This is a genomic window from Helicobacter pullorum (assembly GCF_900638355.1).
Taxonomy (GTDB): domain Bacteria; phylum Campylobacterota; class Campylobacteria; order Campylobacterales; family Helicobacteraceae; genus Helicobacter_D; species Helicobacter_D pullorum.
The window spans coordinates 474,867-498,650 of record NZ_LR134509.1 but is presented as its reverse complement, the minus strand read 5'-3'; the positions used below and the strand labels follow the sequence as shown (position 1 = coordinate 498,650).

Annotated in this window: 23 protein-coding genes; 3 read left to right on the top strand and 20 right to left on the bottom strand. The window is 32.9% G+C overall.

Features of this window, described 5'->3' with window-relative positions; all coding sequences use genetic code 11:
- Window positions 1-19: 19 nt before the first annotated feature.
- From EL247_RS02560 to EL247_RS02510, 11 genes are all read right to left on the bottom strand, one after another.
- Entirely contained in the window at window positions 20-511 is a 492-nt protein-coding gene (locus EL247_RS02560) for a glycosyltransferase family protein (protein WP_126441949.1), read from the bottom strand.
- Complete coding sequence (locus EL247_RS02555; protein WP_126441948.1) at window positions 508-1,170, bottom strand: glycosyltransferase family 4 protein; 663 nt, start codon at window positions 1,168-1,170, stop codon at window positions 508-510. The genes EL247_RS02560 and EL247_RS02555 overlap by 4 nt, the downstream gene beginning before the upstream one ends.
- Entirely contained in the window at window positions 1,160-2,227 is a 1,068-nt protein-coding gene (locus tag EL247_RS02550) for a radical SAM protein (RefSeq protein WP_126441947.1), read from the bottom strand. The genes EL247_RS02555 and EL247_RS02550 overlap by 11 nt, the downstream gene beginning before the upstream one ends.
- A 24-nt stretch (window positions 2,228-2,251) precedes the next feature.
- On the bottom strand, window positions 2,252-2,740 hold the full coding sequence (locus EL247_RS02545; protein ID WP_115057008.1) for a glycosyltransferase family protein: 489 nt from the start codon (window positions 2,738-2,740) through the stop codon (window positions 2,252-2,254).
- Window positions 2,737-3,378, bottom strand: coding sequence for a glycosyltransferase family protein (locus EL247_RS02540; RefSeq protein WP_126441946.1), 642 nt, complete (start codon window positions 3,376-3,378; stop codon window positions 2,737-2,739). Before EL247_RS02540 ends, EL247_RS02545 begins: the two co-directional genes overlap by 4 nt.
- The gene (asnB, locus tag EL247_RS02535; protein WP_104745959.1) at window positions 3,375-5,144 is read right to left on the bottom strand and encodes an asparagine synthase (glutamine-hydrolyzing); all 1,770 of its coding nucleotides are present in this window, start codon (window positions 5,142-5,144) and stop codon (window positions 3,375-3,377) included. Before asnB ends, EL247_RS02540 begins: the two co-directional genes overlap by 4 nt.
- A gap of 10 nt (window positions 5,145-5,154) precedes the next feature.
- Complete coding sequence (locus EL247_RS02530; RefSeq protein ID WP_104745958.1) at window positions 5,155-6,564, bottom strand: hypothetical protein; 1,410 nt, start codon at window positions 6,562-6,564, stop codon at window positions 5,155-5,157.
- 23 nt (window positions 6,565-6,587) lie between these two features.
- Window positions 6,588-7,661 (bottom strand): methyltransferase domain-containing protein, encoded by a 1,074-nt coding sequence (locus tag EL247_RS02525; protein ID WP_060663122.1) that lies wholly within the window; start codon window positions 7,659-7,661, stop codon window positions 6,588-6,590.
- A gap of 160 nt (window positions 7,662-7,821) precedes the next feature.
- Window positions 7,822-8,889: a radical SAM protein gene (locus tag EL247_RS02520; RefSeq protein WP_126441945.1), complete on the bottom strand. Its 1,068-nt coding sequence runs from the start codon at window positions 8,887-8,889 to the stop codon at window positions 7,822-7,824.
- 10 nt (window positions 8,890-8,899) lie between these two features.
- Window positions 8,900-10,201 carry a CDP-glycerol glycerophosphotransferase family protein gene (locus EL247_RS02515; protein WP_060663119.1) on the bottom strand — a complete coding sequence of 434 codons (1,302 nt, stop codon included), beginning with the start codon at window positions 10,199-10,201 and terminating at the stop codon, window positions 8,900-8,902.
- Window positions 10,198-12,258: a glycosyltransferase family protein gene (locus EL247_RS02510; protein WP_232019774.1), complete on the bottom strand. Its 2,061-nt coding sequence runs from the start codon at window positions 12,256-12,258 to the stop codon at window positions 10,198-10,200. The genes EL247_RS02515 and EL247_RS02510 overlap by 4 nt, the downstream gene beginning before the upstream one ends.
- A gap of 180 nt (window positions 12,259-12,438) precedes the next feature.
- Here EL247_RS02510 and EL247_RS02505 point away from each other — a divergent pair, with 180 nt between their 5' ends.
- Window positions 12,439-13,989, top strand: coding sequence for a flagellin B (locus tag EL247_RS02505; RefSeq protein WP_104745939.1), 1,551 nt, complete (start codon window positions 12,439-12,441; stop codon window positions 13,987-13,989).
- A 55-nt stretch (window positions 13,990-14,044) separates the two neighbouring features.
- Entirely contained in the window at window positions 14,045-15,973 is a 1,929-nt protein-coding gene (locus EL247_RS02500) for a motility associated factor glycosyltransferase family protein (protein ID WP_104745940.1), read from the top strand.
- Between the two features lie 27 nt (window positions 15,974-16,000).
- On the opposite strand, the gene EL247_RS02495 is transcribed toward EL247_RS02500, so the two are convergent.
- Window positions 16,001-16,234, bottom strand: a complete 234-nt coding sequence (locus EL247_RS02495) for a hypothetical protein (RefSeq protein WP_232019773.1) — start codon at window positions 16,232-16,234, stop codon at window positions 16,001-16,003.
- Window positions 16,235-16,333: 99 nt separating this feature from the next.
- On the opposite strand from EL247_RS02495, the gene EL247_RS02490 reads away from it, so the two are divergent.
- Window positions 16,334-16,591, top strand: coding sequence for a helix-turn-helix domain-containing protein (locus EL247_RS02490; RefSeq protein ID WP_005022479.1), 258 nt, complete (start codon window positions 16,334-16,336; stop codon window positions 16,589-16,591).
- 13 nt (window positions 16,592-16,604) lie between these two features.
- Here the strand turns inward: EL247_RS02490 and EL247_RS02485 are convergent, their stop codons facing one another.
- The 8 genes from EL247_RS02485 to EL247_RS02450 form a co-directional block, all read right to left on the bottom strand.
- Window positions 16,605-18,293, bottom strand: a complete 1,689-nt coding sequence (locus EL247_RS02485) for an ATP-binding protein (protein WP_232019772.1) — start codon at window positions 18,291-18,293, stop codon at window positions 16,605-16,607.
- 6 nt (window positions 18,294-18,299) lie between these two features.
- A complete protein-coding gene (locus tag EL247_RS02480; RefSeq protein ID WP_104745942.1) occupies window positions 18,300-18,968 on the bottom strand; it encodes a response regulator transcription factor in 669 nt (222 codons plus the stop codon).
- 35 nt (window positions 18,969-19,003) lie between these two features.
- Window positions 19,004-19,759, bottom strand: a complete 756-nt coding sequence (gene pstB / locus EL247_RS02475) for a phosphate ABC transporter ATP-binding protein PstB (protein WP_065829558.1) — start codon at window positions 19,757-19,759, stop codon at window positions 19,004-19,006.
- Entirely contained in the window at window positions 19,756-20,589 is an 834-nt protein-coding gene (gene pstA, locus EL247_RS02470) for a phosphate ABC transporter permease PstA (protein ID WP_054198310.1), read from the bottom strand. The genes pstB and pstA overlap by 4 nt, the downstream gene beginning before the upstream one ends.
- Window positions 20,586-21,434, bottom strand: a complete 849-nt coding sequence (pstC, locus tag EL247_RS02465; protein WP_005022474.1) for a phosphate ABC transporter permease subunit PstC — start codon at window positions 21,432-21,434, stop codon at window positions 20,586-20,588. Before pstC ends, pstA begins: the two co-directional genes overlap by 4 nt.
- Window positions 21,434-22,261: a substrate-binding domain-containing protein gene (locus EL247_RS02460; RefSeq protein ID WP_104745943.1), complete on the bottom strand. Its 828-nt coding sequence runs from the start codon at window positions 22,259-22,261 to the stop codon at window positions 21,434-21,436. Before EL247_RS02460 ends, pstC begins: the two co-directional genes overlap by 1 nt.
- A 90-nt stretch (window positions 22,262-22,351) precedes the next feature.
- Window positions 22,352-22,822, bottom strand: coding sequence for a hypothetical protein (locus tag EL247_RS02455; protein ID WP_145961917.1), 471 nt, complete (start codon window positions 22,820-22,822; stop codon window positions 22,352-22,354).
- A gap of 72 nt (window positions 22,823-22,894) precedes the next feature.
- The gene (locus EL247_RS02450; protein WP_104745945.1) at window positions 22,895-23,782 is read right to left on the bottom strand and encodes a hypothetical protein; all 888 of its coding nucleotides are present in this window, start codon (window positions 23,780-23,782) and stop codon (window positions 22,895-22,897) included.
- Window positions 23,783-23,784 lie beyond the last annotated feature (2 nt).

The following is a 23,784-nucleotide window of genomic DNA, read 5'->3' as shown; positions in this document are numbered from 1 at the left end:
TTCTAAAATTATACCCCACTCACCCTAAAACTTCCTCAACAATCTTCAAAAGTTTTTCTCCTTCGTTTTGTGCATTCAGAATCTTTGCTGCTTTATTGGAGTTTTCTTTGTATTGTAAGATTTCTTCTTTGGTTAGTTTATTAAGAGATTCTGCCATGGATTTTGGAGTAAAGTCTTTGGATATGATTCCTAGATGATATTGTTGGACTAATTTTGCCATTTCTGGGCTTGGTCCTATTGCTATTGCTAATCTTGCTTGGATAAATTCAAAGAATTTGTTGGGGAGTGCATTATATCCATTGAAATTGGTAGGTTGCAAAATATAAAATCCTATATCATATTGAGAAGTAAAGGGGATAATTTCTTCAAAAGGTACAATAGGGATAATTCTTGTGTTTTTTACTTGAGAGACTTGAGACTCTAGGTTTTTATAATATTCTTCATCTGCAGTTTTAACTAGCATTAAATCTAAAGTAAATCTTGAATCTAAGTATTCCATTATCTCTATCATTTTTTCAATCCCTCTTTCTTTTGAAGCCATTCCATGATAGATAAGTTTGATGGGTTCGTGACAAATAAGTGGGGGGGGGGGGCATAGTATTTGGCTGCTGAAATAATTACATCACATTTTACGCCATAGTTTTTTTCATATTCTTTTGCAATTCCTTCACTCACGCTATACATATAATCGACTTGTTTGAGATAGGTTTTGCAGAGGTAATGCTTGTAAGAAGCAAAATAAAATTTCCACCAAAAAAAATTTTCAAATTCCCTAGGAGCATATTCATGCATATTTAAAATTATCTTAGCATTTTTTTTGTATTTCAAAACCAATGGTATCGTCTCTTCATTATGTGCTAAAATAATATCAAATTCATAATCTTTTAGCTTCTCTTCTGCCTCTTTTATTTGTGGGAGATTCCAATATACTCTCTCATATTGCCTCAATAACAGCCAAAATCTTTGAATAATTTTCATCTTCCAGTTCCATTTTGGCTTCTTAATAACAATAAATTCCACCCCTTCTCTTTGGCAATCTACATAACCCATTCCAAAAAGCTTATATCCGCCTTTTAGCAAATCATACTCACGCCTTACTCTTGGTTGAGTAATATGGTTATGAAAGTGGATAATAAGAAGTTTTTTTACTTTTGTGGCTTTAATCTGCAAATTCTCCCCTCACATATTCTTTAATCTCACTCACCATTCCTTTTTCATACATAAATAAAAGAATGTTTTGAGGAATGCTTCTAAGATATTCTGGAATGATAAAATATCTTGTTTGTGTTGCATATTGCATAGCAAAGTATCCTGATTCAATGAATTTTCTCTCTAAAACTTCAGAATTATTTACAGCATATAAGGAGCAATTTTTACAATAATTGATAAAATCAATATCATTTAAATAAAGATGATCTGATTGTTTTTGACACTCTTGTAGGCTTTGTTTAAATATATTGGGAACTTTAGACTTGATTTTAGGGTAAAAATAAAATTCTCCACAGCAACCAAGTACACTACCATTAGTCTGCACCAAATAACTTCCTCCATAACTCTTACAGGTTCCTACTTTGTATTTTGGAATCTTTCTTGCTACATCTTTGTATATAATTCCTTGCTCTGTTGTCTCAAACATTTTATTTACCGTAATCTGATCTAATTTATGTGGTCGATAAAAATCTAACATATCTTTAACTTCTTGTTTATTTTCTGGTTGCTCTGTAAATTGAACTTGGACATAAATGCCCCCCCCCCCCACAATATTATTAGAATATTGTTTAAAAAGAATTGGGGCATTAATAGCATTTTCAAAAGCTTTTTTGGTGGCTGGTTTTCTAACAATCTTATAAGTATCATAATGAACAGAATCAATACTGATAGCCACATGTGATAAGCCTAATTCTATAGCGTCTTTAATATCTTGTTCACTTAATAATCCACCATTTGTTGTTAAAGTAGATTGCATACCATATTTTTGAACTAAGGCTAAAACTTCTCTCCATTTTTTATAAGTAAAAAATTCTCCATTGGGAGTAAAATCTATCTTTTCTATTCCTGCTTCTTTTGCTTTAATAAGAATAGCTTCTACTTCCTCTAGTGACATTTCTCTTTTCCATTCTGGTCTTTCTTGAAAATAATCTGCACTGTATCCCTCTCCATGGAATGGACACATGCCACAGGTATAATTACAAGAGGAGGTGATTTGCATATTAATGATTGGTTTCATATTCTTTCCTTATTTATAATAGTTTTATAAAACTTCCTCAACAATCTTCAAAAGTTTTTCTCCTTCGTTTTGTGCATTCAGAATCTTTGCTGCTTTATTGGAGTTTTCTTTGTATTGTAAGATTTCTTCTTTGGTTAGTTTATTAAGAGATTCTGCCATGGATTTTGGAGTAAAGTCTTTGGATATGATTCCTAGATGATATTGTTGGACTAATTTTGCCATTTCTGGGCTTGGTCCTATTGCTATTGCTAATCTTGCTTGGATAAATTCAAAGAATTTGTTGGGGAGTGCATTATATCCATTGAAATTGGTAGGTTGCAAAATATAAAATCCTATATCATATTGAGAAGTAAAGGGGATAATTTCTTCAAAAGGTACAATAGGGATAATTCTTGTGTTTTTTACTTGAGAGACTTGAGACTCTAGGTTTTTATAATATTCTTCATCTGCAGTTTTAACTAGCATTAAATCTAAAGTAAATCTTGAATCTAAGTATTCCATTATCTCTATCATTTTTTCAATCCCTCTTTCTTTTGAAGCCATTCCATGATAGATAAGTTTGATGGGTTCGTGACAAATAAGTGGGGGGGGGGGGCATAGTATTTGGCTGCTGAAATAATTACATCACATTTTACGCCATAGTTTTTTTCATATTCTTTTGCAATTCCTTCACTCACGCTATACATATAATCGACTTGTTTGAGATAGGTTTTGCAGAGGTAATCATTAAAACCCGCAAAAAGCCTTTTCCATCTTTCATTGTCCTCTAACTCCCTTGGATAATACTCTCTCGCATCAAAAATAATTTTTGCCTCTTTTTTATTTTCCACTACAAAAGGAAGAAGCAATAAATCATGACAAAAAATAATATCAAATTCTCTTTCCTGTAAATATTTTTCAATCACAAGGCGATTAGGAATTCGAACAAGCTTCATATAATCCTTTTTTACTACATTATTTTCTAATTCTTGTTCTTCTTTAGCATTTCTTTTTTTGGCATAAGGATAAGACAAAACTTCCACCCCATCAATCTCTGTAGCTTCTAGTCCAATAGCAGTAAGCCGATATTTACCCTTTAGAATTTCAATCAATCTCCTTGGTCTAGGATTTTTAGCCGGATTTGCCTCGCATACTATACAGATTTTTTTCATATTTCAACCCTATAAATTTCTTCCCATTTTGCAATATTATACAATCTCCACATAAAATTATCCTCTCGTATCTCTATTTTATCAAAAATTTCTTTTAAGATTCGAGAATGATTGATAGCCATCAACATTTCGCTCTTAAATGCTTTCAGCCACTCTTTTTGAGGGGATTCAAAACCCATTTTATTGTAACGCCACACAATTTGTTTTGGCAACAAATCCTCACATGACTTACGCAAGAGATACTTCAAATAACCTTGTTGAAATTTAATTTCTACCGGTAAAGACAATACAAAATCCACCAAACGATAATCCAAATAAGGCAATCGCGTCTCTACGCCAAAAGCCATAGAATCTCTATCTTCATAACGCAACAAAGCTTGCAAATTATTACTCTTTATCTCTTTAACATTAAATCCTAAAAATGTCTCATAGTGAAAAATCTGCTTTATTTCTTCTTTTTTAAGATATTTATTCTTTATGTTGCTTTTTTGAATCCTCTCAAACATTATATTATAGTCATTTATTCCACAAAAACCATCTAAAATACCTTCTTTAGAATACCGAAACATCTTTAAATTCTCAAAAAAATTTTTTTCTTCTCCCTTATCATTAAAATATTTATAAATATTTTTTAAATACCCTTCATAGCCCAAGAAAACCTCATCAGCACCCTGCCCATCAAACATAACTTTAATACCAAGCTCTCTTGCTTTTTGCATGACAAAATACTGCATATATATAGAAGTGCTACCAAAAGGTTCATCTTGTGTCTGCATAACTTTTTCCAAAGAATCCAAAAACTCATCTTCTGTGGGTTCTATCACACATAATTCAATTCCCAAATATTTTGCAACCTCTTCTGCATACCAACTTTCATCGCTCTCTTGCAAAGAAGATTTAGCATGAATGGCAATATAATCCTTTTTATTAGGATGAAACTTTGCAATTAGTGCATTCAAACACGAGCTATCAAGCCCTCCGCTCAAACAACCACCTATCCTTACATCACTTCTCAGTCTAAGCCGCACCGAATCTTCCAATAACATTCTGACATTTTTATAAGGATTTTCTGCCTTTGGAGCAATAGCCCCCAAATGATAATAGTATGTCTTTCTAATCTCCAAAGTTTTAAAAGAAATCACCATGTTTTCTGCCGGGTTTAGACGATAGACTCCCTTAAAAAAAGTCTCATTATCACAGCAATCCACATTACCCCTCACAATAAAAGGGATCATGGCAGAGATATTGGCTTTTACACTTTTAAGAAATGGTAAAATTGCCTTAATCTCTGAAGCAAAAATAAATCTATCTTCATCTTGAAAATAAAAAAATGGCTTCTCACCAAATCTATCTCGACTGCAAAAAATAATGTTTCTTTCTTTATCCAGAAGTGCAAACGCCCACATTCCATTAAAATACTCTACACATCTCTCACCCCAAAAATCATATGCACAGAGCAAAACTTCAGCATCACCTTGAGTATGAAACCTATATCCTTGTAAATACAACTCCTCTTTTAACTCTTTATAATTATAAATTTCGCCATTAAAAACTAGAGTGTATTTATCCCTAAAGTCCATAGGTTGATTAGATCTTGAATCTAAATCTAAAATTGCCAAACGCGTATGCCCTAATAAAATATTTTCATATTGTATAAAATCCTGAAAATCTGGACCACGATGAGATAGCATTCCCAAAGAATTAATGAATTTTTCTTGAGTATCTCTGATATTCTCTCTAGCAATATAACCTAAAATACCACACATCTAAAAAACCTTAAAAGCTTTCATCATCTTTTTTCTTTTGATGTATGATACTTTCAAAAAAATCAACAATAGCCTTACTTGACTCTCCAATATGAAAAATCTCTCTCTCTCTCTGCTTTTTAATTTGCTGATATAGCGATAAGGATAGATTCTTTTGGATATTGCAAAGGGCTTCCATCATATCCTCTACATTATGAACTAAAATATGTGCAATATCATCTACAAGATAACTCTTATCTATACAAAGCCTATTAAATATTTCTTTATCTTTTATAAAAATAATAGCTGGCTTTAAAGTAGCAAAGGGAAATGTCTGCAACAATGAAGTTTGGTTTCCAATAATTGTTAATGCCTTTTGCATTATCTGATTAGACAAACGAGGAGCCACATCATAAATAAAATGCTCATGTTCTTTAAAATGTTCTACAATCTCCAACATAAAAACTTTTTTTTCCGCTTCTGGATGTGGGCGAAAAACAACTTGGTACTCTTTAAGCAGTTTGCTAATAATTTCTTTTAAAGTGGCTATATCCAACCCGCATATATCCTTACCTTGTTCTATTTTTATTACTGTAAAAGCAACAATAACTGTTTGCCTACTAGAGGTCTCCTCTTTGATTTTATCAACATTCTCATAAGATTGTATATATGCATCTAAACTTGGATAACCAACCGGTACTAATTTTGATGAATGTATTAAATTACCCAACCGTTCCTTATAAAATTTATACATCTTTGCAGTATGGCAAAAAATATAATCAAATCCCACTCTTGAACCAACCAAACAATCCGCTTCTTCTCTAGAAAAATAAAAATAGTTCTGGATAGGATCAAGCAATCCTTGAGGATTCAATATAGAAATAACATTAGAATGAACTTTAACATAATGAGTCATTGCGTGTATTAATGTTACAAAGCTAATCTCTGCCATTAAATCACATCTTGCTATAATGACCGAACTTTCTTTAAATTTTATTTGATATTTTTTATAAGTCTCCGCACTTGTAACAAAAAATACTATTGGAATATTCCGCTTTTGCAACTCTTCTATTATGGAAGCAATGTGATCAGAATGCGGTAATTGAGTAACGAGTAACCCAACACTATACTGCGTCTGATATCTATTTTTCAAAAACTCCAAATAATAATCATTAATCCGCTTTGCACAAAACTTTAATCCATTTACATAATTTTCAATTCTTTTATCTTCTAATCGCTTTGCCAAATCAAAGTATCGATATTTTGAACATATAAGGACCAAGCTCTCTTTATTTTTTCTAATTTCTTCAGCTCTCATTTCCAAAGAATTTTTTTCATCACCGTCATCAATAAAACTAAAGCTAAAGTTAGATTGTATTTTTTGTAAATTTACAACAACATCCTCTGCATCCCAATTTTTAGGATAAATGTAAAAATGCATTTAACTCCTTTCTTTCCTTAATTTTACCCAACAAACCAATATGTATATAATGGGCAAACAGCAATCTTCACCCTACTAGCAATCTCTCCTTTTTGAGAAGGTCCCACCAAAACAAAATCACACTGTTTTTGCCATTTCTCCAAAAACTCCTCAACAGAAACAATAGGTTTCCCTTCATAAACCCCTCCACCCTTATAATCATCAATAAAACATGCAACCTGCACTCCACATTCATCAGCAAATATTTTTGCTAACTTTCCAGCATAAGCTGCACCAAATATAGCAATCTGCCCTTTTAATATTGCAGGAAAACAATTCTGCAAAACACTTTTAGCATTTCTTTTAATCACTTCTTCATTAGAGGCATAATAAAATAATGGGGGATTAAATTTTTGATCTTCTTGTTTTATAAATAATAAAGTAGGACTTATTGAAGGTAACCCCTTTTCCAACGGAAGATATCTCCAACTATCTTTTCTCCCCATATACTCTTCAACTGCCACAACAAACTCTCCAGCATTACTCATTTTAAGTATTTCCGCTTCTTTTCTATCAAAAGATGAATATCTTCCAAAACTTGTTGCATGCAAATATTCTGTAATATAACAACCCTCAGTTAGCAATAAATAATTATTTGCAAATGCTAATTGCAAAATTTTATAATGGTGATAAGCATAACATCCTTGCGCAAAACCTCCACCCAAAGGAGATCTCCAAATAATTACTCCTCCTTTTTTGCATAAATTATGCAAATTAGCAAAAAGTTGCTCTTGATTAAAAATCCAATGCCCTATATCCTTACATGTCACCAAATCAAATTGCTTAGTATATCCATAGTCACTACTTAAATCCTTACCTAAATCAAATCTATGGGCTTTATGATATCCCTCTAAGTCTATACACTCATAAGCACCACAATCATATTTCTCATAAGCTATTTTAGAACTTTTGCGATGGTTTTCATCGTGTATAACATTACCCTTTTCATCTTCTAATAGATCTTGAGAGCCACACTCAACAACATCAAACCCCTTCTTTAAAAAACCTTTTTTAATCAAAAACTCAACTTGTTTATAATCTTCCTTATAAAATCCCATAACAATCTCCCAATATTATTAATTTTTTAAGTATTAATACCAAAATTTAACTCTTAATTCACCCCCCCCCCCCCTCAGCAAATCATACTCACGCCTTACTCTTGGTTGAGTAATATGGTTATGAAAGTGGATAATAAGAAGTTTTTTTACTTTTGTGGCTTTAATCTGCAAATTCTCCCCTCACATATTCTTTAATCTCACTCACCATTCCTTTTTCATACATAAATAAAAGAATGTTTTGAGGAATGCTTCTAAGATATTCTGGAATGATAAAATATCTTGTTTGTGTTGCATATTGCATAGCAAAGTATCCTGATTCAATGAATTTTCTCTCTAAAACTTCAGAATTATTTACAGCATATAAGGAGCAATTTTTACAATAATTGATAAAATCAATATCATTTAAATAAAGATGATCTGATTGTTTTTGACACTCTTGTAGGCTTTGTTTAAATATATTGGGAACTTTAGACTTGATTTTAGGGTAAAAATAAAATTCTCCACAGCAACCAAGTACACTACCATTAGTCTGCACCAAATAACTTCCTCCATAACTCTTACAGGTTCCTACTTTGTATTTTGGAATCTTTCTTGCTACATCTTTGTATATAATTCCTTGCTCTGTTGTCTCAAACATTTTATTTACCGTAATCTGATCTAATTTATGTGGTCGATAAAAATCTAACATATCTTTAACTTCTTGTTTATTTTCTGGTTGCTCTGTAAATTGAACTTGGACATAAATGCCCCCCCCCCCCACAATATTATTAGAATATTGTTTAAAAAGAATTGGGGCATTAATAGCATTTTCAAAAGCTTTTTTGGTGGCTGGTTTTCTAACAATCTTATAAGTATCATAATGAACAGAATCAATACTGATAGCCACATGTGATAAGCCTAATTCTATAGCGTCTTTAATATCTTGTTCACTTAATAATCCACCATTTGTTGTTAAAGTAGATTGCATACCATATTTTTGAACTAAGGCTAAAACTTCTCTCCATTTTTTATAAGTAAAAAATTCTCCATTGGGAGTAAAATCTATCTTTTCTATTCCTGCTTCTTTTGCTTTAATAAGAATAGCTTCTACTTCCTCTAGTGACATTTCTCTTTTCCATTCTGGTCTTTCTTGAAAATAATCTGCACTGTATCCCTCTCCATGGAATGGACACATGCCACAGGTATAATTACAAGAGGAGGTGATTTTAATATTTATAGTTGAGCTCATAAAAATTCCTTTAACATATATTTTTTATCCATCTTAATAATTCTTTTTTGGAATTACTAAAATTAAAACATTCATTTTTTCTATAATCATTGATAGCTTTTTTATAAATTTGAACATTCGTTTCTATTGCATTAATGGTTGATATTAATTCCTCAGAATTGCTGCAAAAATAGTGAATTCTTTTATCAAAATAATTTTTTCTATGATCTTCAGCATAAAAATATTTATCTTTATCTTTAGAAAAAATAATCACTGGCTTTTCAGTTGTTAGAGGGTAAGTATATCCCATAGAAGAACAATCTGTAATAAGACAACAAGACAAAGCAAACATTTCCATCTTGCCATTAAAATCATCTTTCAAATAAAACCTTTTTTGAATATTTTGCTTTATCTTTTTTAATATATCAATAGCAAAAACAGGATGAGGAGAAATAATGACTTTTTTTCCAGCTCGTTTAATTGCTCCAATCAATGTTTGATAAATTTCCACCTCATCACAAAAAGTAAAAGCTATAATTACATATTCATTAGATACTACAGGATATTTTTCTATATAATCTTTATATTTTAGATAATCACTATCTAGTTTCAAATAGCCAAAAGGTAATAATTTAGTATCCACATTCAAATCGTTAAAGTATTGTTGATCAATTTCTTGTATTCTCTTACATCCAACAACTTTATAATCCAACCTAGACAGTGCTCTATGTAAAAAATAATTATCTACATTCATAAAAGGAATGATGCTCATTCCTTGATATCCATGAGTCAAATCCACACTTAATACTTTGCTATTAGTAGACTCTCCATTGGCTAATATCATCAAATCAACATTAATAATTTCTTCTAAAATACTATGCGGAGCAAAAAAACAAATTCCTTTTTGACTGTACTTTTTATACAGCTCCTCAGTAAAAACAAAATAAATTATTTCATATCCAATTTTGACAAGATCTATATCAATATCAACAAAATGATTTTCAATAAAATGATTACTTATAACAATACCTATATATTTTTTATTCTTTTGTTTAATTTTATCTATTTCCCCATTAATAAAAGCGCCACACCACTTAATTCCATTTATATAATTTAAATTATTCTTCTCTAGTTTGTTAGTAATTTCTTCATAATGCCTAGTTGAAGCTACCAAAACAATATCTTGACTGCCAATTTTACTAAGATTCTCATTCAAAGAATCAACATTGTTTTGATCATCAAGACAATAGCATTCCCTTTGATTGTAATATATTTTCATAAATTTAGCCACACTGGTACCATTAATACCACTTGGATAAACAAAATAACTCATTGTAAAAGTTCCATCACATCTCTTATATTTTTATATAGTCTCAATTTTTCAAAACACTGATAAACTTCCATCTGTTCTTTAATCATTTGGATTATCTTTATGTTACCATGTTGCATAATGAAATATTCTATTGCCTTTTTATATCCCAAAATATCTTCAGGCTGCATAATATCGTATATCCCATCATATGCCACCCGATAAATACTTTCTATACTGATATTCAATTGCCTACAAGCTTTATTCCATAATTCAGAATCGTCTCCATACAAATTCTCATCAACAGCTCTTCTGCGTACTGACACTGATAATATTTTTGTTATATACGCCCCCCTAGCTTTTGCGGCAAACTCCGCTATACTCTCCCCCTGCTCCATCGGAAAAGTATTGCAAAAAATATCAATAATATGCCCATAAATGTGTGGATCTACAAATCCGGGCATAAAGAATCGCTCAGAGATTCCAAGCTTTTCTACTTTCTCCCTAATTACCGGCATATTCCCACTTCCAGCTGCAATAAAAATTGTATTGCTATGCTTCTTCATCACTTCAGCAATGCACTCCAAATATTCATCGCTATCAACCTTTACAAGCCTACCAATCACTCCCAAAACCACTGTATCTTTCGTTATAGGATATTTTGCTTTCTCCGCTTCTATAAGCTTTGGATCTCTTGGCGGATTGTAGAATTTCTCAATATCCATAGGGACTGAAAAACTCTTAAAAACATAAGGTGTCGTTGGAGGCACAGCATGACTAATCCTCTCATCAATCCCTACAATATCATACCTTCCATTCCCATGACTCCAATAAATCTGTCTAGGTGCACTTCTTGTAGCAAACAAAAAATCTGCACAATCGATTGTCCCTGTGATAATGATAATATCCACTCCCTCATTAAGTAGTGATTGTCGAATCAACAACGCCTTTTGCAAATGCGAATAATAATAGCTATGCTGCCTAACAAGCTGATATGCAGGACATATGACAGGAACTCCCACTTGCACGAAACTCTGCATTGTCCCAATTCCATCTTCACTTTTTTGAATATAATTCATACTATATACAACCACTTCATACTTGCTAGCAAACTCTTCATTTTGCATTAAAGCCTTACACAATGAGTATTCAACCTTATAGGGCGAATTTTCCACAATCCTATCTTTAATGATTGCAATTTTAATTTTCTCGCCCTTTTTGCCCCCCACCTTCTCTTTGCATTTAGGAAGATTCTTGCCATATTCTACATAATAAGGCTCTACAAGCTTTACTACTTTATCATTGTATTCTTGCCAATCCTCTTGAGTTTGTGCGGAATTTCCAAACTTATGATAAATATAAAATTCCACATACATCGCCATATCAAGATTCCCAGCTTCCAATAGCTTCTTTAAGCAATCCAGCCAAGTAGGGAAATTCTCTCTCCATTTTAGATGGTTGAAATAATGTTTCACATTCCAAAAACAATGCATATTCCACAAAAAAATCGTTTTCTTAGTAAAATCATCTAATTTTGAAAATCTCTCCCATTCTAAAGCCTCCCTTTGAATCTCCAAAATCCACTCAATAGGAATCTCATAATAATACAAAAACTCCCTTACAAAAGGATCTAGCTCCACCATATAATTTTCTCTCAAACTCAAATAAATGATTTTTGAAAAAAAGAATTTTACTGCCCTTTCCCTCTCTCCAGCAAGCAATAAAGCACTACTAGCAAACTCTATAAACAAAAGCTTTTCATAATAAGAAATATTGCTATCCTCCACATAAGGCGCGCAAAAATCAAAATATTTTAAAAACCTCTCATCTTTGCTAATCTTATTTGGGATTAATAATCCATAAGCCCACAATATATTTTTTTCTAAAACATCGCCCTTTGAAACTATAATCTCCAAAATCCTATCTCTAAGCAAACCTACAATTTTTTGGCGCAAAGAATCTTCTAATTTTTCTTGCCATTCTTGCCCAAATGCACGGATAAACTGCACACATTCATTAATATTTTCTTTTGTTTGTGCTTCTTTCAATCTTGTTAGAATCTCTTGAGTTTGTATCTCCATAAAATCTTTTACACCTAAAACTAAAATTTTTCATTTAAAGAATATCGGCAGATTCTAGCAAAACTTTACTTACAAAAATATTTTTATCCAAAATACCTCAATAAATGCTTCTTGTTTTCAAAAAGTGGAACACATATTGCTTTACAAATTTCAAATTTAAATTTTTGCAAAGGATGCACAATGAGTTTTAGGATATACACAAATGTTAATGCGTTGAATGCTCATACTTCTGGGCTTGTCAATAATAGAAATATGGCTGAATCGCTAGAGAAATTAAGCTCTGGTTTGAGAATCAACAAAGCAGCCGATGATGCTTCTGGTATGGCAATTGCCGATAGTTTGCGTTCTCAAGCAGCCGCTTTAGGTCAAGCTACAAGAAATGCTAATGATGCCATTGGTATGATTCAAACTGCCGATAAAGCAATGGATGAGCAAATCAAAATCTTAGATACCATCAAAACAAAAGCAACACAAGCAGCACAAGATGGACAAACAACCACCACAAGAACTGCGCTCCAAAATGATATTTTAAGATTAATGGAAGAACTAGACAATATTGCAAACACCACTAGCTTCAATGGACAACAAATGCTATCTGGTGCTTTTACCAACAAAGAATTCCAAATTGGTGCATACTCCAATGTTACAGTCCAAGCTTCAATCCAGCCAACCAATTCTAACAAAATCGGGCATGTCCGCTATGAAACTGCCGCTGAAATGATAGTGAGTGCTGGTGCAGATAGTTTTGGTGAAGTTTCTTTGAGATTCTTAAACACTGATGGAACTAACAATTATGCTATTGAAACTGTGAAAATTTCTACTTCTGCAGGAACAGGAATTGGTGCTTTAGCAGAAGCTATCAATAAAAATTCAGATACTCTAGGAGTAAGGGCTTCTTATAGCGTTATAGGTCAAGGCGGAACTGAAATTGCCTCAGGAACAATCAGAGGATTAGTAATCAATGGAATCCAAATCGGAGATATTAATGATGTCCAAAAAAGCGATAGCGATGGTAGATTAATTGCAGCCATTAATGCACAAAAAGAAAGAACAGGCGTTCAAGCATCTTTGAGTATTTCTGGAGCATTGCAGCTTACAAGCACTGATGGTAGAGCAATCTCTGTCCAAGTTACAAGCGGTTCTACAATACTTGGTGGTGGTTCTTTTGCTGGGGTTTCTGGGACAACACACGCAATTGTTGGTCGCTTAACTCTCACTCGCCTTAACGCAAGAGATATTTTAGTCTCTGGAACTGGCTTTTCAAATGTAGGATTACACTCTGGTGCAACCAATATCCAAGCTGGCTCTGGTTATGCACAATACACTGTTAATCTTAGAAGTGTCAAAGGTGAATTTGATGCCAATATCGCCTCTGCTATCGGTGCAAATGCAAATGCTTCTATTGCAACTGTTAATGCAAATGGTATCGGAGCTGGTGTTACAAGCTTAGAGGGTGCAATGGCAGTTATGGATATGGCACAATCTGCACAAGAACATTTAGATAGAATCCGTGCGGACTTAGGTTCTGTGCAACAACAACTTGTTTCAACAATCAACAATATTACCGTTACACAAGTAAATGTAAAATCTGCAGAATCTCAAATTCGCGATACAGACTTTGCTGAAGAATCCGCAAACTTCTCCAAAACAAATATCCTAGCTCAATCAGGAAGTTTTGCGATGGCGCAAGCTAACCAAGTTCAACAAAATATCCTCCAACTTCTACAATAATCTTAAGCCCTTTTGGGCTTTTAACCTTATTTATACTCTTTATAGAAGGAAACCTATGTCAGATTATACCAATCCAAGATTTGAAAAAAATCTAAAAGCACTTTATCAAAAAAATCCACTTCTTGCTGCACAACTCAAGATATTAGAGCCCAATCAAAAATACGAAGTTTATGTCGGCAAAGATCCACTAAATATTAATATCTACGACAAAGAAAGAAAAGTCGCTCTTTTTCATCAAGAACCTTTAGTGGAAGTTACCCAAAAAATCAAAGAATTTGAAGCTTATAATCTTTATCCATTTTTTTATTTTTTTGGTATGGGCAATGGAATCTTTCATAAATTTTTACTCAACAATTCCTCACTCAAAAAACTTTTTATTTTTGAACCAGAATTAGAGCTAATTTATATTGCGCTTAATTTTGTGGATTTTGAACAAGAAATTTTAGATGAAAAATTGCTTATCTTTTGGACTAAAACAGCGAGTTTTGGTGAGCTAGATCAATACCTTGTACAAGAGGGACAATGGATTTACTCTCGGATCTATACCCTTCATATTTACAACAATTATTATGGCACATACACAGAAGAATGCCTCGAATTAAATGCAATCATCACAAGAAGTTTAGAACACCATGTGATTGCAGTGGGAAATGATTCTACAGATGCACTTATCGGATTAGAACATCACATATACAATCTCCCAGAAATGATTACCACTCCAAGCTTCAAAGAACTCATCTCTCATGCAAAAAACTGCGATACAGCAGTGATTGTATCTACAGGACCTTCTTTATACAAGCAACTTCCGCTCTTAAAACAATATGCACCCTATCTTACAATTATTTCAGTTGATGCTTCTTTCCCTATTCTCACCAAACATGGAATAAAACCCGATATTGTAGTAACCCTAGAACGCGTAGAGCCAACTGCAGATTTTTTCATCAAAACTCCCAAAAAAGCACAAAAAGGAATTATTTTTGCCCTCACAAGCATTGTGCATAAAGCCACCACAAAAGCAATCACTCAAGGCACTAAATCCTTTAGTATGCGTCCATTTGGCTATACAAGATTCTTTGATTTGCAAGATTATGGCTATGCTGGAATTGGAATGAGTGCGGCTAATATGGCTTATGAAATTGTCGTGCATTCAAGATTTGAAAGATGTATTTTTATAGGGCAAGATTTAGCTTTTTCAAAAGATGGCAAAACCCACTCTAAAGATGCGATTTTTGGAGAAAATGAAACCCAATACAAACGCAAAGAAAATGAATCTGAAAAGATTCTAGTCCCAGCTTATGGTGGAAATGAAATGGTGGAAACCACTTCTGTGTGGAAAATGTTTTTGAATTTTTTTGAAAAAGATATTGCAGAAACCCCTTATAACTTAGAAGTTATCAATTCTACAGAAGGTGGAGCAAGGATAGCAGGGACCAAAGAAATCCCTTTTGAAGAGATTCTAAAAACTCTCCCAAAAATCCCAAAAAAAGAAATCAAACTAACTCCACCAACAAAAGAGCAAATCAAAGCCAACCAAAAACATATCCAAACCAAAATTAAAGAATTTTTGGATTATGGCTACAAAAGAAAAAAGGAAGTAGAAAAAATTTTCTTAAAAGTTGTCAAAATGACAGAAGAGCTAGAACGCCTCAATAAAGAAAATAAACTCGAAAAAATTAATTTCAAAAAAATGGATAAACTCATCGAAGAAATTGATGATGTTAAACTTTTGTTCCAAGAAGATACTTTTATCAAAGTTTTCTCTGATGCGGTGCAATCTTATATCGTGCATCAAGAATTAGAGTTTGCAAAAATCGCTGTAAGACCGATTAAAACTCTTATTGAAAAACAAGTAAAACAAATTGATTGGCTTTATGCACACAAATTTTGGCTTTTCTCGCTTGCAGGAGGAATGGATGCAACCTTGGAAATCACAAAACGCTCTGCAAAGCAATGGATGAAATTGCCAGCAAAATACAACAAATAATATCCCCCCACAAATTAGGGGGATTTACTACTTTTTCATCTCATTAAGCTTTTTATCAGCTGTTTCTTTAGTGGCATCAATAGCTTGTTCCTTAGCATCTTTAGTAATTTCTTCACTACTTTTTCCAGATAAAAATCCACTAATTGCACCAAACCCTATATCAATAGCCTTGTTCTTAATATCATTTGCCAACTCATCATCAGCCGCTAAGCAAAAATTAGTAGAAACCGCCATTAATAATGCAATAAATATCTTTTTCATCATTGAACCTTTTCAATAAATTTATCCTATAGGATATAGAAACTAGCATTATAACATTGTAAATTTAAATAAAATTTAATCCTATAGGATAAATTAAAGATGGACAATCAACTAGGTAATGCCACAGAAGAAGAAATCTTGAACTTTTATCAAAATATCTCCAAAACCATTAGAAATATAAGAGAAGAAAAAGGAATCTCGCAATTAGATTTAGCATTAGAAATCGGAATTAAATCCGTAGCATTTTATTCAAATTGCGAATGTTGTAGATATGGAAAACATTTCAATTTAGAACATTTATATAAAATCTCTAAAGCCCTAGAGATAGATATTTGTAGTTTTTTTAAATCCTCATAAATTATCTTTATTTTCAAATTTTAAAATGCACAATAAACTCACTACCAACGCCAACTTCACTTTTTACTTCAATTTGTGCATTATTATATTTCAAAGCTGATTTAACAATAGACAATCCAAGCCCACTGCCCCCAAGCTTTTTACTCCTACCCTTATCTACGCAAAAAAACCGCTCAAAGATTCGGGATAAATACTCTTTTGGAATCCCAACTCCACTATCTTTAACCCTAAAAACCACCTCATTAGGCAATTTCTCTAAGACAATCTCAACAAATCCACCTTTTTTGTTATATTTAATCGCATTATCACAAAGATTAAAAATAAGATTCTCCAAAAGCTCATTAACACCCACAATAGAACAATCCTCTAATTTTGGAATGATTGCTATATCATTCTTTTGTGCCACTAGCTGCAATCTTTTGATAACATTTAAAACCATATTTTTAAGATTGATTCTATTTCTTTTTAATACTTCCTCATCGCATTCATCCAAAAAAGATATTTTCAAAATTTCATCAATCATTTCCAAAAGCCTTTTAGATTCTAAGGCTATTTTATCAATAAATTCAGGCAAATCCTCTTTTGCCACCAGACCATTTTTTATCATTTCACTACTAGCCAAAATAGAAGTCAAAGGGGTTTTTAGCTCATGCGTTACATTTGCACTAAATTCTTTACGCAGATTCTGTGCAAGCTTCTTTTCTGTAATATTACGCAAAACAATCACCATTCCTTTAAACTTCTCATTTTTTGAAAAAATAGGTGAAAAAACCACCTCACACTCATACCCCAAAAGCTGCATTTGCAAAATTTTATTATCCCGTTTTTTATTTTTTTTAAATTCCTTCAAATACTCTAAAGCAATTTTTAAAAATCTAGAATCTTCTAATTGATAAATACTACTAATTCCCTCAAGATTAGCAAAATACGCTTGTGCGCTTTTATTGATATTTAAAATACTTCCATGCCGATTTAACAAAATCAGCCCATCACTCATATTTTCAGTCAATAAAAGCATTTCTTGTCGCTTTTGTTTCAAATGCTTAAACTGGTTTTTAATTGTTTTGTTTTGATCTTTAATTTTTTTTACAAAACTATGCAACTCACCATACAATGAATCTTCGCTCAAATGCTCCAAATCAATCTCTAAAATCGGCTTTAAAATCATTTTGGTAAGAATCTTTGCTAGCAAATACAAAACAACAAGCAATACAAGAATTTCAAACACAAAATAAGGTATAAACTCCCCAAACAATCCCACAATATATTCTTGCGTATTTGAAAGCCTCAAAACAACATTTTGCTCTTTTAAAAATAACGCATAATAAAATGTCTTTTCTTTCAAAGTATTAGAATAGCGGACTATCTTTGAATCCCCATTTGCAATAGCATTTTTTATCTCTTCTCTTTTGGAATGATTCTCCATTTTGCCAATATCTGCTTGATTATCATACAATACCTTTCCATTAGCACTAATCACGCTCAAGCGATAATGATTTTTTGTCAAAAATTCAAAAAAATCATCGGTATCTTTTTGCAATATTTTATGAATATAGGGCTGGATTGCTTTTGCTTGTTTTTCTAATTGTATAAACATTTCTTTTTGCAAAAATCCCTCTAGGGCAAACACAAAAAATATATTCACAAAAATCAGCAAACAAAGACAAGCACTGAAAATAGAATAAAAAATCTTTTTTTGCATTAAATTCTAAATCTCTCTTGAAAATTGATAACCAATGCCGCGAATAGTTTTAATATGCTCTCCAAAATCCCCCAACTTTTGACGCAATGTTTTAATATGAATATCCACTCTGCGACTTTCTGCATTATAGCTATCGCCCCACAATATTTCCAAAATCTCATCTCGGCTAAATGCGCGTTGAATATTTTTCAGCAATAGCCCAAGAATCTCAAATTCTTTTAGTGTTAAATCCACTTTTTTCCCTCTTAATGTAACACTATGTTTGACACTAGAATACTCCAACTCCCCAAAAATAATTTCATCTTTTTTTGTCTCTACTCTACGCAATAAAGCTCGGATTCTAGCTAGAAATTCCATAACCCCAAAAGGCTTTGTAATATAATCATCTGCTCCACAATCTAGCCCTTTTACTTTATCTAATTCGCTATTTAAAGCACTTAGCATCAAAACAGCAATTCCCTTTGTTTTTTCGCTATTTTTAATTTCTCTTAAAATTTCAAACCCGCTAATACCCGGCAACATCACATCTAAAATAAGAATTTGGGGAATCTCTTCTTTGATAGCTTCTTGCAAGGCTAAAGGCTCACTAAACCCCTTAGCCTCTATATTTTGAGATTTCAAAGCATACAAAATAAGTTCCAAAATTGAATTATCATCTTCTAATACATAAATCAAAAAAGCACCTCATTTTTGAAACAAATTTTATCATATTATCCAAATCTTCCACTAATATAATCTTGTGTTTTCTTATCTTTTGGTTTATTGAAAATTTTGCTAGTATCATCATATTCTATCACTTCACCTAGTAGAAAAAAGGCAGTTTGGTCTGATATTCTAGCGGCTTGTTGCATATTATGGGTAACAATAATAATAGTATATTCCTTTTTTAATCTCATAATCAATTCTTCAATCTTTAAAGTCGATATAGGATCCAATGCACTTGTAGGTTCATCCATCAAAATCACTTCAGGATTCACCGCCAAAGTCCTAGCAATGCACAATCTCTGCTGTTGCCCCCCACTAAGCCCCAAAGCATTCTTATCCAATCTATCTTTCAAATCTTCCCACAAAGCCGCATCTTTTAGACTCTGCTCCACAATATCATCTAATTTGGACTTCTTTTTAATCCCATGCGTTCTTGGACCAAATGCGATATTATCATAAATACTCATAGGAAAAGGATTTGGCTTTTGAAACACCATACCCACGCGTTTGCGTAAGATATTTACATCATAATCCTTATAAATATTTTTACCATCAAAGAGAATCTTTCCCTCAATCTTGCAATCCTCAATTAAATCATTCATTCGATTTAGACTTTTTATAAAAGTAGATTTTCCACACCCACTAGGACCTATAAAAGCCGTTACCTTTCCTTTATTAATCTGCATATTAATATTTTTTAGTGCCAAAAAATTCCCATAATATAAATTCATTTTTTTTATTTCAAAACAAACATTTTTCATAATGACCCTTTAGTAAGTTTCTTTGCTATCAAGTTTGATACGATATTAATCACAAGCACAATTAAAATTAAAATCATCGCTGTGCTATAAGCTTGATTAATGTGTTGTCCTTCGCTAGAAATAGCATACATATGCACACTCAAAGTTCTCCCAGAATCCATCATTCCAGCCACTTTTGCTACACTTCCTGAAGTATAAAGCAATGCCGCACTCTCTCCAACAATCCGCCCGATACTCAAAATTACCCCTGCCAAAATTCCCGGAATCGCAGCAGGGACGATAATCGCAAATATCGTCCTTAATTTACCAGCCCCCAAAGCAAAACTTGCCTCTCTAAAACTCATAGGAACACTTCTTAATGCCTCTTCAGAACTCCTAAGAATCAAAGGCAAAATCATAATAGAAAGCGTTAAAACACCCGCTATAAAACTTGTTCTAAACCCAAAATAAATTACAAATGCCAAATACCCAAACAATCCATACACAATACTAGGAATCCCAACCAAAGTATCTGAAGCAACCCTGATAAGATTTAATAATCGACTTTTTTTATTCCCATATTCACTCAAAAAAATCGCACCAAAAATCCCCAATGGAAGTGCAATTAGAAGTGAAAAAAGCACCATATTAATTGTATTAATGATGGCAGGCATCATCGAGACATTTTCGCTCGTATATTCCCAAGCAAACAAATCCCAAGAAAGATACATCACTCCCTTATAAAAGATAAAACCAATCAAAACAAAAAAAACAAACAAAGTGCTAAACATCGATATTTTCAACAACCAAGACAAACAAATAGAGAGATAATCAACTCTAGCTTTTTTCATTTTACCTCCCTTTTTAACGCATTAAAGCAAGCATTGATAAGCAAAATAAACACAAACAAAACTACCGCATTAGCAATCAAAACTTCCTTGTGTAAATCTGTCGCATAGCCCATTTCAAGCACAATATTTGTAGTAAGCGTCCTCACTCCATCTAAGACACTCTCTGGAATTTGCACCTGATTGCCTGCTACCATAATCACAGCCATTGCTTCCCCAATAGCTCTCCCAACTCCCAAAATTATAGAAGAAAGAATCCCACTTTTTGCCGCAGGAAGACTAGCAAAAAAAACGCTTCTTTCTTTGCTTGCACCAAGTGCCAATGCACCCTCACAATAACTTTTTGGAACAGAATCTAAAGCTGCTTTTGAAACTAGAATAATTGTTGGAAGAATCATAATTGCCAAAATAATAGAGGCAGCCAAAACGCTTTTTCCGGGTATGCCACTAAAAATATCCGCCAAAATTGGCACTACAACAACAAGCCCAAAAAATCCATAAACAACTGAAGGAATAGCTCCTAGCAGCTCCACTGCTGGCATTATGTATTTTTTGAGCTTTTTAGGACAAAAGGCAGAAAGATAAATTGCACTTAAAACCCCAATAGGCACACCAATAAAAATCGCCAACGCCGTTACATAAATACTCCCCACAATCATAGGAAAGATTCCAAAAATACCCTCAGTTGGATACCAATCCATTCCAAAAATAAAATGAATAAATCCGATTTCATGAATTGTAGGGATTGCATTCCCAAATAAAAAAATACAAATCATTCCCACTGCAAGAGTGGAAATGATTGCACAAAATGCAAAAATCCCTTGAAAAAACTTTTCTTTTGATATCATTATTTTACTTGTTCCCAGCTTGTAATTTCACCTAAGAAAATCTTTCTTACATCCTCTTTTTTGAGATTACTAATAGGATTTTCTTTATTTACAATCACAGCCAATCCATCGATAGCCAACACTTGAGCGTTAATTCCCTTTTTTAATTCACTCTCTTTAATCTCGCGTGAAGCCATACCAATATCAGCAATTCCTTCTACCACAGAATTTACACCAGTTGTTGAATCAGATTGTTGAATCTCAATTTCTACATTTGGATTGATTTTTTCATAAGATTCTTTGAGTTTTTCCATAAGAGGCGTTACAGAGCTAGAACCTGCAATAATAATCTTGCCACTTGGCTTTGTGCTTACATAAGAATCTTTTGCTACTGAAATATATCCTGCTTTTTCTACAATCCCTTTAGCCTCTTTTGAAAGGGCATATTTCAAAAAATCTTCAATCACAGGATTCATAGCCTTTGTAACAACATTAAAGGGGCGAGAAATCCCATAGGTTTTGTTATTGATATTTTGCACACTCGGGCTAACCCCATCAATACTAACTGCTTTAATCGTATCATTTAAAGAGCCAAGTGAAATATAACCAATAGAATTTGCAGAGTTTGCAACTGTGGTCATCATAACTCCTGTTGAGTTTGTAACCTCTGCTTTTTGAGTAGTAGCATCAACCTTTTTATTTCTTACTTCTTTTTGGATTCCAAAAATCTCTACAAATGCCCCCCTAGTCCCAGAACCCATTTCTCTTGAAATAGGAAAAATATCTTGTGCCATTAGCACACCACCAAGCATACAACCAGCCAAAATCCCTAACAAACATTTTTTCATATTAACTCCTAAATTTAAAAATATTTAGAAGTATAAAATGTGTTTGTAAAAAGAAATTACACTCTTTGTAAAGATTCTGTAAAGTTTATTTTATGCGTCCCATTCGTATTTGATTCTCAATTTCTCTTCCTCATCAATTTCCCCAAATCTCACCATATCTTCCACACTGCGAATCTTATAGAGATTCTCCACCACCATTTCCTTACCATCATCGGTTGTTAAGATAAAGGCATTTTGCCCATTAGCAAAAATTGTTTTTTGGATAAACTCCACTCCAAGTTCTGCTAAGGGCTTCATTTCTCCATTGTTTATCACTCCAAATTGAGAAGCAAGATTATCCACTCCATTATCTGTTGGGATTCCTAATTGTGTGTCAATCTGCTTTATTTCTTTATTGTTTCTATCACTTAAATTAAACTCTCCCATATCTCCATACAACTCATTAACATTCAAAGTTCTCCCAGAATTAAACTTCAAAGTAATACTTCCATTTTCATTATACCGCATTGCCACCACCGAATCAGTATCTTTCAAAGTCGCTAAATATTTCGTAGTTTCCACCGGGTCATTAATACCCCTATAATAATCTTCAAATTTATTTTGTGTAAATTTCTCTCCTGTAACCACTTGAAACTATCTTTCTATGGCTAATTTGCTAGCAAAAGTTGCATCAGCACTATGGTAGTCCTCATACATTGCATTAAACCTTTGCCTCATCTCCCAAGAATAAGAATATTGCCCATTTGAAATGCCATTTGTGCCACCATACCGCTCTATTAGCTCTCTCTTGCTCATTTTGTCTTTATAACCATAGAAATTTTGTGAGATATTAAAAGATTCTAGCCTTGTTTGTCCATTTAAACCTTTCTTAGCATAGGCAAAATTATGGAAAAGTCCATTTACTCCAAAAAGATTCACATTATCCATTGATGGACCATAAGGATCATTTGGATGAAAAGGATCAAAAGGCTGTTCATTCATAATCGTAATCCAACCATCTTCATCACCATAAGCTTCAAAAAGTGCTTTTAGCACATCCCCATCAATTTTCTTATAGCTTTCCTCTGGACGAAAAAATGCAGTGCCATTTTCTATTTGGTGCATTGCCCGATAATTTGTTCCTTTATTGCTTCCACCCTTTAGCGGATTCTCTGCATCACTCCAAGTTTGATTAGAGAATTTTCTTTTTTCCACAAAACGCGTTAAATCATAATCCTTAAAAACATCAGTAAATTTTAAAACCACCTCTTCACCCTTAGAGTTATACCCCCTAAGCTTTAATTTATCAAAATAGTCATCTTCTCTATTTAGGATTCCATCGCGATTGACATCAAGATTTAGCAACTGCCCCATACTTTTTAATTTGCCCACTCCATATTTGTCATTATCTCCATCCAAATCCAAAAACACCTCCATATCTCCCACCGGCGTTTTTAGGATATTACTTCTACCATAGTCATTTAGCTGACTTGTCTCCTTAAAAAGCGAGGTTCTCTCTGTAGTTCTATAATAGCCAAACACTG

Coding starts and splice junctions, on each gene's coding strand:
- EL247_RS02515 (WP_060663119.1), bottom strand. CDS start 10,201: ATGAGTTATTTTGTTTATCCAAGTGGTATTAATGGTACCAGTGTGGCT.
- EL247_RS02490 (WP_005022479.1), top strand. CDS start 16,334: ATGGACAATCAACTAGGTAATGCCACAGAAGAAGAAATCTTGAACTTT.
- EL247_RS02550 (WP_126441947.1), bottom strand. CDS start 2,227: ATGAAACCAATCATTAATATGCAAATCACCTCCTCTTGTAATTATACC.
- EL247_RS02520 (WP_126441945.1), bottom strand. CDS start 8,889: ATGAGCTCAACTATAAATATTAAAATCACCTCCTCTTGTAATTATACC.
- pstB (WP_065829558.1), bottom strand. CDS start 19,759: ATGAAAAATGTTTGTTTTGAAATAAAAAAAATGAATTTATATTATGGG.
- EL247_RS02485 (WP_232019772.1), bottom strand. CDS start 18,293: ATGCAAAAAAAGATTTTTTATTCTATTTTCAGTGCTTGTCTTTGTTTG.
- pstC (WP_005022474.1), bottom strand. CDS start 21,434: ATGATATCAAAAGAAAAGTTTTTTCAAGGGATTTTTGCATTTTGTGCA.
- EL247_RS02495 (WP_232019773.1), bottom strand. CDS start 16,234: ATGAAAAAGATATTTATTGCATTATTAATGGCGGTTTCTACTAATTTT.
- EL247_RS02460 (WP_104745943.1), bottom strand. CDS start 22,261: ATGAAAAAATGTTTGTTAGGGATTTTGGCTGGTTGTATGCTTGGTGGT.
- asnB (WP_104745959.1), bottom strand. CDS start 5,144: ATGTGTGGTATTTTAGGTTATATTGCTAGAGAGAATATCAGAGATACT.
- EL247_RS02540 (WP_126441946.1), bottom strand. CDS start 3,378: ATGAAAAAAATCTGTATAGTATGCGAGGCAAATCCGGCTAAAAATCCT.
- EL247_RS02530 (WP_104745958.1), bottom strand. CDS start 6,564: ATGCATTTTTACATTTATCCTAAAAATTGGGATGCAGAGGATGTTGTT.
- EL247_RS02525 (WP_060663122.1), bottom strand. CDS start 7,661: ATGGGATTTTATAAGGAAGATTATAAACAAGTTGAGTTTTTGATTAAA.
- EL247_RS02505 (WP_104745939.1), top strand. CDS start 12,439: ATGAGTTTTAGGATATACACAAATGTTAATGCGTTGAATGCTCATACT.
- EL247_RS02560 (WP_126441949.1), bottom strand. CDS start 511: ATGATAGAGATAATGGAATACTTAGATTCAAGATTTACTTTAGATTTA.
- pstA (WP_054198310.1), bottom strand. CDS start 20,589: ATGAAAAAAGCTAGAGTTGATTATCTCTCTATTTGTTTGTCTTGGTTG.
- EL247_RS02510 (WP_232019774.1), bottom strand. CDS start 12,258: ATGGAGATACAAACTCAAGAGATTCTAACAAGATTGAAAGAAGCACAA.
- EL247_RS02545 (WP_115057008.1), bottom strand. CDS start 2,740: ATGATAGAGATAATGGAATACTTAGATTCAAGATTTACTTTAGATTTA.
- EL247_RS02500 (WP_104745940.1), top strand. CDS start 14,045: ATGTCAGATTATACCAATCCAAGATTTGAAAAAAATCTAAAAGCACTT.